General features: G+C 45.3%; 15 protein-coding genes. 8 read left to right on the top strand and 7 right to left on the bottom strand.

The features are described 5' to 3' along the window. Positions 1 to 143 precede the first annotated feature (143 nt). From ABHV44_RS08250 to ABHV44_RS08225, 6 genes are all read left to right on the top strand, one after another. Positions 144 to 1157, top strand: a complete 1014-nt coding sequence (locus ABHV44_RS08250) for an AAA family ATPase (protein WP_459074209.1) — start codon at positions 144 to 146, stop codon at positions 1155 to 1157. 15 nt (positions 1158 to 1172) lie between these two features. Beyond that, positions 1173 to 2516, top strand: coding sequence for a DUF58 domain-containing protein (locus tag ABHV44_RS08245; protein WP_459074197.1), 1344 nt, complete (start codon positions 1173 to 1175; stop codon positions 2514 to 2516). Between the two features lie 86 nt (positions 2517 to 2602). Next, entirely contained in the window at positions 2603 to 3652 is a 1050-nt protein-coding gene (gene lpxD / locus ABHV44_RS08240; RefSeq protein WP_459074196.1) for a UDP-3-O-(3-hydroxymyristoyl)glucosamine N-acyltransferase, read from the top strand. 23 nt (positions 3653 to 3675) lie between these two features. Continuing rightward, a complete protein-coding gene (locus ABHV44_RS08235) occupies positions 3676 to 5076 on the top strand; it encodes a bifunctional UDP-3-O-[3-hydroxymyristoyl] N-acetylglucosamine deacetylase/3-hydroxyacyl-ACP dehydratase (RefSeq protein ID WP_459074195.1) in 1401 nt (466 codons plus the stop codon). Between the two features lie 36 nt (positions 5077 to 5112). Further along, positions 5113 to 5886, top strand: coding sequence for an acyl-ACP--UDP-N-acetylglucosamine O-acyltransferase (lpxA, locus tag ABHV44_RS08230; RefSeq protein WP_459074208.1), 774 nt, complete (start codon positions 5113 to 5115; stop codon positions 5884 to 5886). Positions 5887 to 5891: 5 nt separating this feature from the next. Continuing rightward, positions 5892 to 6512: an ABC transporter ATP-binding protein gene (locus tag ABHV44_RS08225; RefSeq protein ID WP_459074194.1), complete on the top strand. Its 621-nt coding sequence runs from the start codon at positions 5892 to 5894 to the stop codon at positions 6510 to 6512. Positions 6513 to 6514: 2 nt separating this feature from the next. Here the strand turns inward: ABHV44_RS08225 and ABHV44_RS08220 are convergent, their stop codons facing one another. The 3 genes from ABHV44_RS08220 to ABHV44_RS08210 form a co-directional block, all read right to left on the bottom strand. Beyond that, positions 6515 to 7987: a DUF4301 family protein gene (locus ABHV44_RS08220; RefSeq protein WP_459074193.1), complete on the bottom strand. Its 1473-nt coding sequence runs from the start codon at positions 7985 to 7987 to the stop codon at positions 6515 to 6517. Positions 7988 to 8083: 96 nt separating this feature from the next. Then, the gene (locus ABHV44_RS08215; protein WP_459074192.1) at positions 8084 to 8443 is read right to left on the bottom strand and encodes an Hpt domain-containing protein; all 360 of its coding nucleotides are present in this window, start codon (positions 8441 to 8443) and stop codon (positions 8084 to 8086) included. A 92-nt stretch (positions 8444 to 8535) separates the two neighbouring features. Then, entirely contained in the window at positions 8536 to 8919 is a 384-nt protein-coding gene (locus ABHV44_RS08210; RefSeq protein WP_459074191.1) for a hypothetical protein, read from the bottom strand. Between the two features lie 155 nt (positions 8920 to 9074). On the opposite strand from ABHV44_RS08210, the gene galE reads away from it, so the two are divergent. Both galE and ABHV44_RS08200 read left to right on the top strand, forming a co-directional pair. Further along, entirely contained in the window at positions 9075 to 10100 is a 1026-nt protein-coding gene (gene galE, locus ABHV44_RS08205; protein WP_459074190.1) for a UDP-glucose 4-epimerase GalE, read from the top strand. Further along, positions 10087 to 10770 carry a porin family protein gene (locus ABHV44_RS08200; protein ID WP_459074189.1) on the top strand — a complete coding sequence of 228 codons (684 nt, stop codon included), beginning with the start codon at positions 10087 to 10089 and terminating at the stop codon, positions 10768 to 10770. The genes galE and ABHV44_RS08200 overlap by 14 nt, the downstream gene beginning before the upstream one ends. Before the next feature lie 34 nt (positions 10771 to 10804). On the opposite strand, the gene ABHV44_RS08195 is transcribed toward ABHV44_RS08200, so the two are convergent. From ABHV44_RS08195 to ABHV44_RS08180, 4 genes are all read right to left on the bottom strand, one after another. After that, a complete protein-coding gene (locus ABHV44_RS08195) occupies positions 10805 to 11425 on the bottom strand; it encodes a hypothetical protein (protein ID WP_459074188.1) in 621 nt (206 codons plus the stop codon). A 13-nt stretch (positions 11426 to 11438) separates the two neighbouring features. After that, complete coding sequence (gene rpoN / locus ABHV44_RS08190; protein WP_459074187.1) at positions 11439 to 12884, bottom strand: RNA polymerase factor sigma-54; 1446 nt, start codon at positions 12882 to 12884, stop codon at positions 11439 to 11441. A gap of 186 nt (positions 12885 to 13070) precedes the next feature. After that, positions 13071 to 14510: an asparagine--tRNA ligase gene (gene asnS, locus ABHV44_RS08185; RefSeq protein WP_459074186.1), complete on the bottom strand. Its 1440-nt coding sequence runs from the start codon at positions 14508 to 14510 to the stop codon at positions 13071 to 13073. Between the two features lie 69 nt (positions 14511 to 14579). Continuing rightward, a complete protein-coding gene (locus ABHV44_RS08180) occupies positions 14580 to 15284 on the bottom strand; it encodes an ABC transporter ATP-binding protein (RefSeq protein ID WP_459074185.1) in 705 nt (234 codons plus the stop codon). Positions 15285 to 15335: the final 51 nt, after the last annotated feature.

Here is a 15335-nt window from a genome sequence, read left to right as displayed (position 1 = left end):
AAGAAGACAAAAAGGAAAATAAAGATTTGACAAACGAGTCAAACCCAAATAACGAGAGTCAGGACAAGGCTCCAGAGTCGGGAGCCAATCAACCATCGCCAACAGGAAGTGAGCAAACACCCGGCCTTCCCGAGACACCTAAAATGGATCAATCCGGTGAAGCATTTCCAAAAGAGCCGGCTTCGCCATACGCTGGTCAGCAGACTCTGGATGTAACACCCATCAGAAAAGCAACTGATGCAATCAAGGACGAAATTGCCAAAGTGGTGATCGATCAGGACGAAACGGTAGAGCTGATGCTGACGGCTTTGCTCACTGGCGGACACTGCCTTTTGGAAGGCCTCCCGGGAATCGCTAAGACGCTCACGGCAAAAATGCTGGCACAAACTATCGACAGCGATTTTAGCCGCATTCAGTTTACCCCAGACCTGATGCCGACTGACGTAACCGGAACTTCAGTTTTCAACGTGAAAAACTCCGAGTTTTACTTCAAGCACGGTCCAATCTTCTCCAATGTGATCCTCATTGACGAGATCAACAGAGCTCCTGCAAAAACTCAGGCAGCGCTGATGGAGGTGATGGAAGAAAGACAACTCACCTACGATGGCACAACTCACCAGATGGAGTTTCCATTTTTTGTGATTGCCACTCAAAACCCTGTGGAGCAAGAAGGAACCTACTCCCTACCTGAGGCTCAGCTCGACCGATTTATTTTCAGAATTGTGATGGAGTATCCAAACCTGGACACCGAAAAAGAAATTCTCTACGAATTCCAAAGCGACTTCAACATCCGCAAAAAGGAAATCGTGAAGCCAGTCGTTTCTCCGCAAGATTTGAAGTCATTCAGCGAATTGATTGAAAAAGTATTTATCAAAAAAGAACTCATCGACTACATCGCCAACATCGTGCACAACACGCGAAACAACGGAGATCTTTTCCTCGGTGCTTCGCCAAGAGCTTCTCTGGCCATCATGAAAACGGCCAAAGCAAAAGCTGCTATCAAGGGCAGAGGTTTTGTGACGCCTGACGATATTCAGGAGGTTTGCTACCCTGTGCTTAACCACCGAATTATTCTTTCTCACGAACGAGAAATGGAAGGAACGACCGTGAAAGACGTAGTTCGCGACATTCTCGAAAAAATTGATGTTCCCCGCTAAAAACTCCCACAAACCTTGAAGACAACCTGGCGCGTATTAAAACAGTTTCAGCTCAATGGCCGATTTTTTCTGGTCATTGGAGCTTTGGTAGTGCTGCTGTCGCTCGGCTTTTTGCACGAGCCGCTCTTCATTGCCGGTAAGCTGGCTCTGGTACTTTTCGCTGTGGTTTGTTTGGTGGATTGCATTCTTTTGGCTCAAAACAAAAACCTGATTCTAGGCAGTCGAAAAACACCAAAACTCTTTTCACTAGGCGATGAAAACGAGGTGAAAATCCACCTAATGAATCGCTTCAGTATCAAACTTTTCATCACTATTTATGATGAGTTGCCGGTGCAATTTCAGCAGCGTGATTTTCAAATGAAAATATCTATGGCTGTGGGTGAAAGAAGAATTTTGAAGTACTCTCTTCTACCTCTGGTTCGCGGGGAATACGCTTTTGGCAAAATCAACCTGCTTATCTCTAGCAAGATCGGATTGCTTTCCAGAAGAATTCGCAAGAACGAAGAGCACACCATTCCGGTTTACCCATCGATCATCCAGATGAAAAAATACGAGTTGATGGCCTTTGCCAGTATCTCCAATTTTCATGGGATTAAAAAAATGCGGAGACTCGGCCATAGCTACGAGTTTGAGCAAATTAAAACTTACGTGCAAGGCGATGATGTGAGGAGCATCAACTGGAAAGCAACCAGTAGGAAAAACCAGTTGATGGTGAATCAGTACGAAGACGAACGATCACAGCAGGTGTATTCGATCATCGACAAAAGCCGATCTATGCGAATGCCATTTAATGGCCTCAGCCTGCTCGACTACGCCATTAACACAAGCCTGGTCATCTCAAACATCGCACTGAAAAAACACGATAAAACTGGACTGATTTCTTTTAGCGACAAGATGGGTTCGACTATCCGTGCAGACAAGGGAAAAGTACAACTAAAAAAAATCTTGCAGGCACTTTACAATGAAAAGGAAGCACGACTGGAAGCCAACTACGAACTGCTTTTTCACGCCATTCGAAACATCATCAAAAGTCGTAGCCTGATTTTTCTTTACCTCAACTTTGAGAGTGCCTACGCTTTGGAACGCGCCCTCCCTGTTTTGAGAAGAATTAATGCCCACCACCTGCTCGTTGTCATGATTTTTGAAAACACCGAACTGGAGGATTACAGCACTAAAAAAGCCGAGTACATACGAGATATTTACACGCAGACCATTGCTCAAAAAATGGTGCTGGAGAAAAAGCACCTCGCCATTCGCCTTCGGAAGCAAGGCATTCAAACCATACTTACAAAACCCGAAGACTTGTCGATGAACACTGTTAACAAATACCTCGAACTAAAAGCTCGCGGCCTCATCTAAAGTAGTCGAAAACATTTTTAATAAGTCCCCGCCACTGGTCACTTTTTGGAGTGCAAAAGACGGGAATATTGTTACTTTTGCGCCACATGGAATTTTCTGCTAGACAAATAGCCGACTTGCTCGGAGGTGAAATTGTAGGGAACCCGGAAACCACTGTAGATAATTTATCTAAGATCGAAGAAGGTGCTCCCGGAACGCTCACATTTTTGGCCAATCCAAAATACACTCCGCACATCTACGACACTCAGGCTTCACTGGCCATTGTCAATAAATCTTTTGAACCGGAGAAAGACCTTCCATCAACTCTCACACTGATTTTGGTGGAAGATGCCTACCGCAGTTTCGCACAACTGCTCGAAATGTATAACCAGATGCAGCAGGCCGAGCCGGGAATCGATAAGTTGGCTTTCGTGCACGAATCTGCCGAGGTTGGAAAAGACGTGTTCATCGGGGCTTTTGCTTACATCGGCCCGAATGCAAAAGTCGGTGATAACGCTAAAATTTATCCGCACTGCTACTTGTCAAACAATGCCGAGGTTGGAAGCGGAACAACGTTACAGGCCGGAGTTAAGATTTACGACAACAGCAAAATCGGGAAGAATTGCATAATCCACGGAGGTGTAGTAATTGGTGCTGACGGTTTTGGTTTTGCACCAAACTCCGAAAACCAGTACAACAAGGTGGCTCAGATCGGTAATGTAATTATCGAAGACCACGTTGAAGTGGGGGCAAACACCACGATCGATAGAGCTACTTTGGGATCTACGATCATCCGAAAAGGGGCCAAAATCGATAACCTCATCCAAATTGCCCACAATGTGGAAATTGGCGAAAACACGGTGATTGCAGCACAGACGGGTATTGCAGGTTCCACAAAAATTGGAAAGAACTGTATGATTGGAGGCCAGGTGGGAATTATTGGTCACCTGAAAATTGCCGATAACGTGAAAATTGCAGCTCAGTCGGGCATTGGCTCCTCCATTCTAAAAGAAGGCGAAATCGTTCAGGGATCGCCACACCTTTCCATTCGCGATTACAAAATGTCATACATCGGCTTCAAAAGGCTACCAAATCTTATGAAGAAGATCGATGAGCTCGAAAAGCAAATCGCACAGATAAAATCAGAAAAAGAATAATAAGACCTAAACCAAACCCCGGAATGAGCTCTAAACAGAGAACCCTAAAACAAAGCGTAAGCCTCACGGGAATAGGATTACATACCGGTGAAAAAGTAACACTCACCATAGAACCCGCTCCCGCCAACACCGGATACAGATTTCAGCGAGTTGACCTCGAAGGCAAACCCATAGTCGTTGCCGATCCGGACAATGTGGTATCTACCAAAAGAGGTACAACACTCGAGCAAAACGGAGCCAGCGTTCACACCACTGAACACGTTCTTGCTGCCATATACGGATCCAAAGTAGACAACGCTCTCGTCACTCTCGATGGACCCGAGGTACCCATCATGGACGGAAGCTCCTGGCCTTTTGTGGAAGCCATTCAAAAGGTTGGTTTCGAAGAACAGGAAGCAGAACGAAAGTATTTGGTTCTCGAAGAAAATATAGCCTTCGAGAACAGCGACAAAGAAGTGGAAATGCTCGCAGTGCCTACCGATGGTGGCGAAATGAGACTTACAGTGATGGTCGATTACAAATCGCCAGTGTTGGGAACTCAGCACGCCAGTATGTATTCCCTCAATGAGTTTGTCGATGAGATTGCAAAATGCCGCACATTCGTTTTCCTTAAAGAAATTGCGCAGCTGGCAGAGCTCGGCCTGATAAAAGGTGGCGACATGGACAACGCCATTGTGCTAGTCGAACGCGAGTACGCTGAAGACGAGATCCAGCGAATTCTTAAGCTTATAGGCAAGGAAGATCTCAAAGTCAAGGTCGAAGGAATTGGAGTTCTGAACACACTCAAACTGCAATACGAAAACGAACCAGCGCGACACAAACTTCTCGACATCGTGGGTGACCTGGCGCTGGTAGGTCGATTTATCCGTGGCCATATTCTCGCAGCTCGACCTGGACATGCCGGAAATGTAGAGTTTGCGAAAGTTTTAAAAGACCTGATCAAAAACGAAAAGAACGCTCCGGAAAAGTTTGACCTTCAAAAAGAGCCGCTCTTTGACATCAACAAAATCACGAGCATGCTCCCCCATCGCTATCCGTTTTTGCTGATCGACAAGATCATGGAAATGGACGATCAGAGCATCGTGGGTGTGAAAAACGTTACCATGAACGAGCCGTTCTTCCAGGGACATTTCCCAGGGAATCCCGTGATGCCAGGAGTATTGCAGGTTGAAGCAATGGCTCAGGTCGGTGGTATTTTTGCACTCAGCTCTGTAGAAGATCCGGAGAATTATTCCACCTACTTTCTGAAGATCGACAATGTGCGATTTAAGCAAAAAGTTGTTCCCGGAGACACCATCGTTTTCAAACTAACTTTGGATTCACCAATTCGTAGAGGACTGGTGAACATGAGCGGAAAAGCGTTTATCAACGGCAAGTTGGTTACAGAAGCTACCATGCTCGCTCAGGTAGCCAAAGAAAATTAATTAGATTCGGCCATGCCATCCATTACTGAGGACAAGATGAATGAAATGACACATATCCACCCCGATTCGAAAATTGGCGAAAATGTAGAAATTGGCGCCTTCACCAGCATTGCAGCTGATGTAGAAATTGGCGACAACACGTGGATTGGACCGAACGTCACCATCATGGATGGAGCGCGAATCGGCAAGAACTGCCGCATTTTTCCCGGTGCTGTTATCAGCGCTATTCCACAAGATTTAAAGTTTGATGGAGAACAGACCACAGCAGAAATCGGAGATTTTTCGACCATTCGCGAATGCGTGACCATCAACCGCGGGACGAAAGATAAATTCACCACTAAAGTTGGACAGAATTGTTTGCTCATGGCTTACGTCCATGTAGCTCACGATGCGCAAATTGGCAACAACTGCATCATTGCCAACTCGGCCAACATTGCCGGTCATGTGATTATTGAAGACTGGGTAGCAATTGAAGGTGTAGTGGCCGTTCAGCAATTTGTTCATATTGGGCAGCACGCGTTCATTGCCGGGGGTTCACTGGTTCGCAAAAACGTACCGCCATATGTGAAAGCTGCTCGAGAGCCACTTTCTTACGCTGGTGTAAACGCCATCGGACTAAGAAGAAGAGGTTTCGAAAACGAATCTATTGCAACTATAGAAGATGTCTACCGCGCCATTTACGTTCACAGCAGCAACATGTCGCAGGCACTAAAAGCAGCTGAAATGGAGCTACCTTCCTCCAGCGAAAAAGAAGTGATTTTGAGCTTCATTAGAAATTCGGAAAAAGGCATCATCCGAGGGCCACTTTAGGATGTATGGAAATCACGCTCGAAAACATCGGTAAACGATTTAATCGCGACTGGATTTTCAGGGGCATTTCAACTCAGCTCACTCCCAACAATCACACTGTCTTGCTCGGATCTAACGGGTCTGGGAAAAGTACGCTACTTCAGATTCTTTCAGGATACATGGAGCCATCTGAAGGAAAGCTCTCTTTTCAGAAAGACAAGTCCGAGGTCTCGGCAGAACTGGCATTTCGAAATGTCAGCATCACCAGCCCGGCCATGAAACTTTACGAAGAGCTCACACTCCAGGAGATGCTAGGTTTTCACTCTAAGTTTAAACCTCTGAGGAACAAGCTCACCGTCAAAGAACTGATTGAGCAAACCGGCCTCCAGCGCCATCGCGATAAACAGCTGAAATACTTTTCCAGCGGAATGCTCCAACGTGTGAAGCTTGCCCAGGCAATTTTTAGCGAGAGTACATTGCTACTTCTTGACGAGCCAACTTCCAATCTGGATCGGCAAGGAATCGATTGGTACAAAAACCTAATTACAGAAAACTCACAGAATCGGCTCATCGTGGTATGCTCAAATCGCCAGCAAGACGAATACGACTTCTGCATCAATTCCATTGACATTGAGCAGTATAAATAAACCTAGACAGCGGGTTGATGAAGCGGCTTCAGTAGATCATTCACTGTTTTCACCGGATTAAACGTTTCAAGAGGAACCTCAACGAAAAACGTATTCCAATAGGCCATTGCTCCGTTCCAAAGCCCGGGAAGCTCCAGTGCTTTCAGAGCTGTTCCATCTTTCGATTTTTCTGAAACAAAAAAAGTAGATTCATCTACAAAGGAGCTTAAGTCGAAAAACTCCCTATTGTAGCGTCTCATGGAGCAAACCAGATCTACAGGATTAAAGTGCGAAGCTGACTCGAGTGCTTCACGGTGCTTTCTGTTGGATAGATTTATCTGTGCTTTTTCTACGATTTGCGGACGGCTCACACCCTGATTGTCTTTTACCCAAAAGGGACCACCGCCCGGCTCTCCCTGGTTCTTCACCATGCCGCAAACCCTCAAAGGCCGATCGAGAAGTGAAATCAATTGATCAGTTTCTGACGCTTCAAAATCAAGACCCAGAACATCTTTCAGAAACCCGTTTGCGGCCTCCACTGCTCCTTCCTTTTCAGACTTCAGTTCATCTATCAGTTGGAAAGTTTTCTCCTGCAATTCCAGTAGGCATCCCGCCAGAGCTTTTTTCCATTTCACTGTGGGAGCAAGATGATGGCGATGAACCACGTTGTCAATGTTTTTCACAAATACAATGTCGGCATTGCTTTGCTGAAGATTCACTAAAAGTGCTCCGTGTCCGCCAGGGCGAAACAAGAGTTCACCACTTTCTTCACGAAAAGGCTCGCCATTTCCAGATGCCGCAATTGTGTCTGTAGCTGGCTCCTGCACGCTCATAGAAAAATCGAAATCCACACCTGAAAACTTAGGTTTTAGCGTCACTGCCCTCAAGTGATTTTCGATTTCGGTGCGAAACTGAGGCGCCACTGTGAAATGAAATTTCAGTGGCTCATTTCCTTTCAGATACTCAACTCCTTCCGCAAGCTGTTCTTCGAATGCCGACCTTACAATTTCTCCCTCACGGTGAAATCCTACCAGCCCTTTCGGAATGTTGCTAAACCTCAGCCCTTCTTCTGAAATCAAGAATTGAGCTATTTCTTTCTTCTGACTTTCCGTGAGCTCTTTTGAAATGTCGAAAGCAAAATTCTCCTGCACTTTTCCGCTAAAAGCAAAATCTGAAAGATTATCGAAGAACTGATCAGAGAGCTCACTTCGCTGACCATTCTGGAATTCGTGCAAGTGGCGAAACATGCGAGAGGCTGCTCCAGATGCCGGCACAAACTTAGCCACCTCAACACCGCTATCGCGATTTTCGAAGCGCTCTATTTTACCTTCGACCTCATCAGCATTGAAGATGCGGATTCCATCCCCGGGAGTGCAGGCTCTCTCAATTTGTAATTCCTTGGGACCAGATTTTATTTTCTCCAATTGACGCTCAACATCCTTGAGCTCAATCCCTCTTTTCGAAATCTGGGCAACATCATTCTCAGTCCACTTCATCACTTCCATTTTGACCATGTGCCGAAAATAAAAAAAGCTGCACTGATATCGATCAATGCAGCTTATTCAATATAGCTTATTTAACTCTTTTGCAGGCTAATCCTGCATGACTTGTTCTAATTGTCCGTAAACTCTGTCGCACTCTTCGCGAATTCTGGAAACCAATTCCGGAATTTCATCGATGTTTTCGCGATGTCTCGAATTGTGCTCAATTTGTAGCACTAATTTTTCCATCTTCTTCAGACCAAGCATGGCAATTGAAGACTTCGACTTGTGAGCCAGAGGATGAAGTGCTAGAAGTTCACCCTTTTCTACGAGCGCCTCCATCTGTTTAATGTAGTTGGGGACTTGTTGTAAAAAAAGCGATATAATCTCGTTGATCATTTCTCGATTGCCCTGAAAGACTTGATTCAGATAGGACAGATCGAACAAGCGCTCTTGTTGTTCTGTATTCATTGACTTAAATTATAGCGTTTAGTAGGGTGGAATTTGGTGTTCCGCTTTCCTTTACGCGTGAGTCAATGAAAGTGTTGCGACTTTTTGGGAATTTAGTTGTGAACGCAAGCCAAGTACCTGCTGCTCATGCTAATTTCTTTTAGAAAATCGAGAATTCGAAGTTTTTCTTTGCCTCCTACGGGGTGAAGATGACAGTTGAATTTGATTCTTTCGGCATAGTTCAGAAAACTTTGAGTGTGGAGTAAATAGGCATTTTCGAGGAAATCAATTCGGCTTATTTCAGTCTTGTTCATATACATCAGAAAAATGTGGGGATAAGACGTTGCTTCCAATTCGGTAGCTGAGAAACTAAGTGCATTTTTCTTGTCGTGATGAAGGCTGATGATTTTCAACTCCTGAAGCCAGTTCAAAACACTCTTGATTCTGATTCCGTCCTTCTCAAAACTCTCTAATAATAGAACATTTGGCTTTACCATTTCCTTTTCTTCTCCTTGTTTAATTCAACTGTGTGCTTGCAAACATAGACTCAAACTAATCGTGCTATCATCAGATTCGAGACGATGCGCTTGTAGGGGAATTCCTATCCTTTCTAATTTTCTACTTTTACCCGCAACAAATGAAGCCGAAAAGCATGAAAAAAGTCCTGGTAACCGGAGGAGCTGGATACATTGGTTCTCATACTGTTGTAGAGCTAATTGAGAGTGGATACAAACCAGTAATTGTAGATAATTTTTCTAATTCGGAACCTTCTGTTTTGGATGGAATCGAAAAGATTACCGGTCAAAAGCCAGAATTTCATAAGGCTGACTGTGCTTCGAAAAAGGAGCTTCGAGAGGTTTTCAAAGCTGAAGGCAATTTTGATGGAGTCATCCACTTTGCCGCTTTTAAAGCTGTAGGCGAATCGGTGGCTGAGCCGCTCAAATACTACCATAATAACCTGGGATCAATGCAAGTGCTGCTGGAGTTGATGCAAGAATTCAGTGTGAAAAACCTGGTTTTTTCTTCGTCCTGCACTGTATATGGTCAACCCGAGACTCTTCCAGTAACGGAGGACTCTCCTGTGCAGCCCGCAAATTCTCCCTATGGCTACACCAAGCAAGTGTGCGAAAGAATGATCTCTGACGTGAATCTCTCCGAGCAGTCGGAGTTGAGTGCAGTTTTGCTTCGCTACTTCAATCCAATTGGTGCCCACAGCAGCGCTCAAATTGGCGAACTGCCTCTGGGAGTACCTAACAACCTTGTTCCTTTTATCACCCAAACTGCGGCCGGTATTCGCGAAAAACTGACAGTTTTTGGAGACGACTATAAAACCGCAGACGGAACTTGCGTGCGAGATTACATCCACGTGCAAGATCTTGCCAGAGCGCACATCCGGGCTTTCGAATGGCTGGAGCAGAACGAAGGTGCCTGCACCCCCTTTAACGTGGGCACCGGCACAGGAAGCTCGGTGAAAGAGGTAATTAATACCTTTGAAAAAGTGAGTGGCGAAAGGCTCAACTATGAAATTGGGCCGAGAAGAGCTGGTGATGTAGAATCCATCTACGCCAGTCCCGAAAAAGCAAACAAAGAACTGAACTGGAAAACGGAAAAATCGCTTGAAGATGCAATGAAAGACGCATGGAGATGGCAACAAAATATTAGTTATGAAAAAGATTAATCTACTTCTTATCGTCATTACTCTGGCAACAACAGCAATGGCGCAGCCGGCAGGCGAACCGACAAAGTTTATCCCCGAAAAAGACGAGGTGGATAAAGACAATTTCACCATCGACCTCTACACCAGTCATTGGCTCGAAGGCCCCGAAGAGTTGAAAATGCGTGGCTACAGCCTCGGCTTCAACTTCGCTTTTATGAAAGAGTACGCTTTCACTGAAAAGTCACCTTTTCGCTTTGCATGGGGTGTTGGTTTTGCTTCACACAACGTTCACAATAATGGAAGGTTTGTGCATAACGAGGAAGACGATTTTACCGAATTTCAAACTTTTCCGGCCAGCGAAGAAGTTGAAAAGAATAAACTTTCAATGAACTACATCGAAGTTCCCATTGAGCTCCGGTTTAGAACCCGAAACGATGCAAAGTTTCGTATTTATGCCGGATTCAAGGGAGGAGTTCTGGTGAATGTCCACTCTAAGACAGTCTATGAAGACAGGACGATAAAGCAGAAGGGATTTGAAAACACGGCAACCTTTAGATATGGACCCACAGCCAGAATAGGATTCAAGAAAGTAAGCCTCTTCGCATTCTATTCGTTGTCCGAAGTTTTTGAACCAGGTGATGGAGTAAAGCTCATTCCTGTTTCTGCTGGGTTGACTTTCTTTTTGCCTTAAGCTTTAGGAAAGTCCTCAATACTCGCAGCTTTTATCAAATCATGAACTGCGCACTTACCAGCCAGTAGCTGATAGACCCGCCAAGCAAAAAGCCAGCGTACACCTGTAGCGATGAGTGCTCTCGAAGCTGTAGTCTGGCGAATGCAATAATCCCGGCAAGTCCGAGAACTACATAGAGCCAAAATGACACATCGAACTGATGGATGGTCGACAACCCGATTAGGGTTCCCAAAACACCTCCGGCTGCGGTAAGATGCACTGAGATCTTCCACCAAAAGTTGATGATTAACACAGCTGTGAGAACAAGAATCAAACAAAGAAGCATGCTGTAAACTACCTCGGGAATTGGTACTGCTTTGAGTCTGAGCAAGAAATAAGTCAGGATGTAATAAGCCAGCACGATAATAAAGGGTAAGAGGCGCTCTTCGCGTTTTCGCAAGTGAAGGGACGAAATCAGATTTCGGTAGCGGAGCATTAGGATACTCACCAAAGGAGCCACGACATTGATCCCCAAGACAAAAAGCAGATACTTTAATAATCCCAGGGGAAGAAAGGCTCTCATGTAGGGATCGATCCACCAGGCGCCCAAAAAAAGATAGAGCGGCATCCAAAGGGGATGAAAAACTACGGAGACAATCTGAGCGATTCGGGTCATCGTTTGCTTTCGCTTATAGCTGTTTGCGAAGTCGCGCAACTGGAATATTCAATTGTTCCCGATACTTGGCAACAGTTCGTCTGGCAATGTTATAGCCTTTGTCTTTGAGAACTTTAGCCAGGCGTTCATCGGTCAATGGTTTCTTCTTGTTTTCAGCATCGATGCTGTCCTGCAAAATCTTTTTAACCTCACGGGTCGAAACCTCTTCACCACTGTCTGTAGAAAGCGACTCACTAAAGAATGATTTGAGCAAGAAAGTTCCATAAGGCGTTTGAATGTACTTGCTGTTGGCCACTCGTGAGATGGTAGAAATATCCATTCCTACAATCTCTGCGATGTCCTTCAGAATCATTGGCTTCAACTTGGTTTCATCACCCGTTTTAAAGTACTCTTCCTGATACTTCAGAATGGCGTTCATGGTGAGCATCAGTGTTTGCTGACGCTGCTTAATGGCGTCAATAAACCACTTCGCAGAGTCTATCTTTTGCTTGACAAACATCACCGCCTCTTTTTGCTTCTTGTTGTCTTTGGTCTTGGCGTAAGTATCGAGCATTGTTTTGTACTCGCGGCTCACTTTCAACTCCGGTGCGTTGCGTTGGTTTAGCGTGAGATTGAGTTCGTCATCGTCATTCACAGTGAGAATAAAATCGGGAACAACGTGCTGAATGGTTCTTACCGAATCCTTCAGCGAATTGCCAGGTTTAGGATTGAGCTTGATGATCTCGTCAATCGCTTCCTTTAGTTGGTCGTCCTCAATTTCCAGTTTCTTGGTAATCTTAGAGTAGTGCTTTTTGGTGAAGGCAGTAAAAAAATCGCGCAGAATAACTTCAGCAAGCTCAACACTTTCATCTTCCCTTTTTATGCGCTTAATCTGAATCAGAAGGCATTCTTGCAAATCTCGAGCTCCAACGCCAGCAGGATCAAAACCCTGGATAAGCTTAAGAACTTCCTCGAGTTCCTCTTCTGTCGTCATGATGTTTTGCGTAAAAGCAAGATCGTTGACAATTGATGGAATGTCTCTTCGCAGATAGCCGCTGTCATCGAGGTTTCCAATTAGGTTTTCGGCTAATTCTTCCTGTCTTTCACTCGTGCTTCTTAGACCCAACTGCCTGCGGAGCACTTCATGAAAAGACCTTCCGCTTCCCAAAGGAACATCTTTCTCTTCGGGATCTGCACCCTGATTTTTTACCGAAAGTTTGTAATCTGGCGTTTCGTCATCATCCAGATAATCAGAAATATCGAAATCATCTTCTTCGCTGCTCTCCTCCTCTTCGTAATCGTCAACATCATTCTCCAAATCGTCATCCTCTTTTCCTTCTTCGAGAGCAGGATTTACCTCCATCTCTTCTTTTATCCGCTGTTCCAGTTCCACGGTGGGCACCTGAAGCAGTTTCATCAGTTGGATCTGCTGAGGAGAGAGTTTCTGGAGTAACTTCTGTTGTAAATTTTGTTTAAGCATCTGATTAGGAATCTAAAATCCGCAAGCCGACTTTTCAACAGAAAGCCAAAGCATTTAGCATGATTGTTGTTAGGCGGAAAGATAAGAAAATGGAGTGCGAATTCGGTATTAAATTAACGGAAAAAGAAAGCTTCCTTACCGGAGGCAAGGAAGCTCAATTTTAGTGTTTTGAAATGACGGCAGGCCTTAGAACTCTGCATTTAGCGGAGTTCGGGGAAAAGGAATCACGTCTCTGATATTGGTCATGCCGGTAACAAACATCATCAGTCGCTCAAAACCTAGCCCAAAGCCAGCGTGCTCACAAGTTCCAAATTTCCTTGTCTCGAGATACCACCAAACGTGTTCTTCAGGAATATCGAATGCTTTGCAACGCTCCTTCAAAACCTCATATCGCTCTTCACGCTGACTCCCGCCAACGATTTCGCCAATACCTGGTACGAGCACGTCCATAGCCGCAACAGTTTCCTGATCGTCATTGAGACGCATGTAAAACGCTTTGATTTTTGCGGGGTAATCAGTGATCACTACCGGTGATTTAAAGTGTTTTTCAACGAGGTATCGCTCGTGCTCGCTTTGTAGGTCTTCGCCCCACTCTACTGGGTACTTGAATTTTTTCTTCTTGAATGGTTTAGAGTTGCGCAAGATATCGATAGCCTCGGTGTAGGTGATTTGCTCAAAATCGCTTTGTGTTACATGACGAAGCTTTTCGATGAGTCCCATTGGACTGCGTTCGTTTTGCGGTTTTGCCTGCTCCTCCTTTTCCTGGCGGTCGTTCAAGAATTGAAGATCGTCAGCGCAATTCTCGAGTGCATAGTCAATCACGTATTTCAAGCAGTCCTGTGCCAAATTGATGTCGTCCTGCAGGTTTGCAAAGGCAATCTCCGGCTCAATCATCCAGAATTCGGCAAGGTGACGTGAAGTATTGCTGTTCTCCGCACGAAAGGTTGGTCCAAAAGTGTAAACCTTACCAAGTGCCAAAGCACCGAGTTCGGCTTCGAGTTGACCAGAAACGGTGAGGTTCGCTGTTTTCCCGAAAAAGTCTTCTTTGACGTCTACATTTCCCTGATCGTCTTTTGGCACGTTGTCCAGGTCCAGAGTAGTAACTCTGAACATCTCTCCTGCACCTTCGGCATCGGAACCAGTGATGATTGGTGTGTGGAGGTTGTAAAATCCGCGGTCGTTGAAAAACTTGTGGATTGCAAAAGACATGGCGTGCCTGATTCTAAAAATCGCCCCAAAAGTGCTCGTTCTGAACCTGAGGTGCGCTTTTTCACGGAGAAACTCGAGGCTGTGCTTCTTCATCTGAATTGGGAAAGTCTCGGGGTCTGCCCCTCCCAAAATCTGAACTTCCGTAGCCTGAACCTCTGTGTCCTGGCCCTGGCCCTGAGATTCTACCAGTCTTCCTTTCACCCTGAGAGATGCGCCTGTGTTAATGCGGTTTTCTTCAGCATCATTCAGAAGTTCTTCGTCCACAACGACCTGTAAATTTCGCAATGTGGAACCATCGTTCACTGCGATAAACCTGTTGTTTCTGAATGTGCGCACCCATCCGTGCACTGTTACTTCTTTTCCCACCTGCGACTTGTCGAGCAAGTCCACAATCCTGTTTTTGCGTAGTTTATCCACGACCTGGTATTTTAAATTTGGAACTGCAAAAGAACAATTTTTTGCGCTGTTATCAATGCGGATAAAAGCTCACTCTCCCACCCTTGCCGGGGAGTTTTTCACATCCGACTCAATTTTACCATCACGCATCCTCACTATCCGGTGAGAATACTCTGCGATATCTTCCTCGTGAGTCACGAGAATGACTGTATTGCCGCGATCGTGGATTTCCTGAAAAAGGCCCATAATTTCGTAAGATGTGGCCGTGTCGAGATTCCCAGTGGGCTCATCTGCCAAAATTATGGAAGGATTGTTCACTAAAGATCTGGCCACGGCTACACGTTGCTGTTGACCTCCACTCATTTCGTTTGGCTTGTGTCCAATTCTATCGCCCAAACCAACTTGCTCCAGAACGCTTTTTGCGCGGGCTTCTCGCTCCTCTTTGGGTACCCCGGAATAAATCATTGGCAGCGCAACATTTTCTAATGCTGAGTAACGGGGAAGCAAATTAAATGTCTGAAATACAAACCCAATTTCCAGATTTCTGATTTCCGCCAGGTCGTTATCATCAAGCTTGCTCACATCTTTGCCATTGAGCTCGTAGTGACCCGAAGTTGGAGTATCCAGACACCCGATGATATTCATCAGTGTGGATTTGCCAGAACCAGAAGGCCCCATCAGAGCCACGTAGTCATTGGCAAAAACCTTCAGGTTTACTCCGTCAAGTGCTTTCACCACTTCCTTGCCCAGGTGGTAGGTTTTTCTCAATTCACTGATGCGGATGATTTCAGACATGAGCCAAAGGTATTCAAGTAGAGTTTGACTAGGAAGCAACTCCTCAGTTTT

It is taken from the genome of Halocola ammonii (assembly GCF_049334165.1).
Classification (GTDB): Bacteria; Bacteroidota; Bacteroidia; order Flavobacteriales_D; family Sanyastnellaceae; genus JBEGHD01.
Note: the sequence above shows the minus strand (reverse complement) of the source record. Positions and strands in the feature narration are given on the sequence as shown.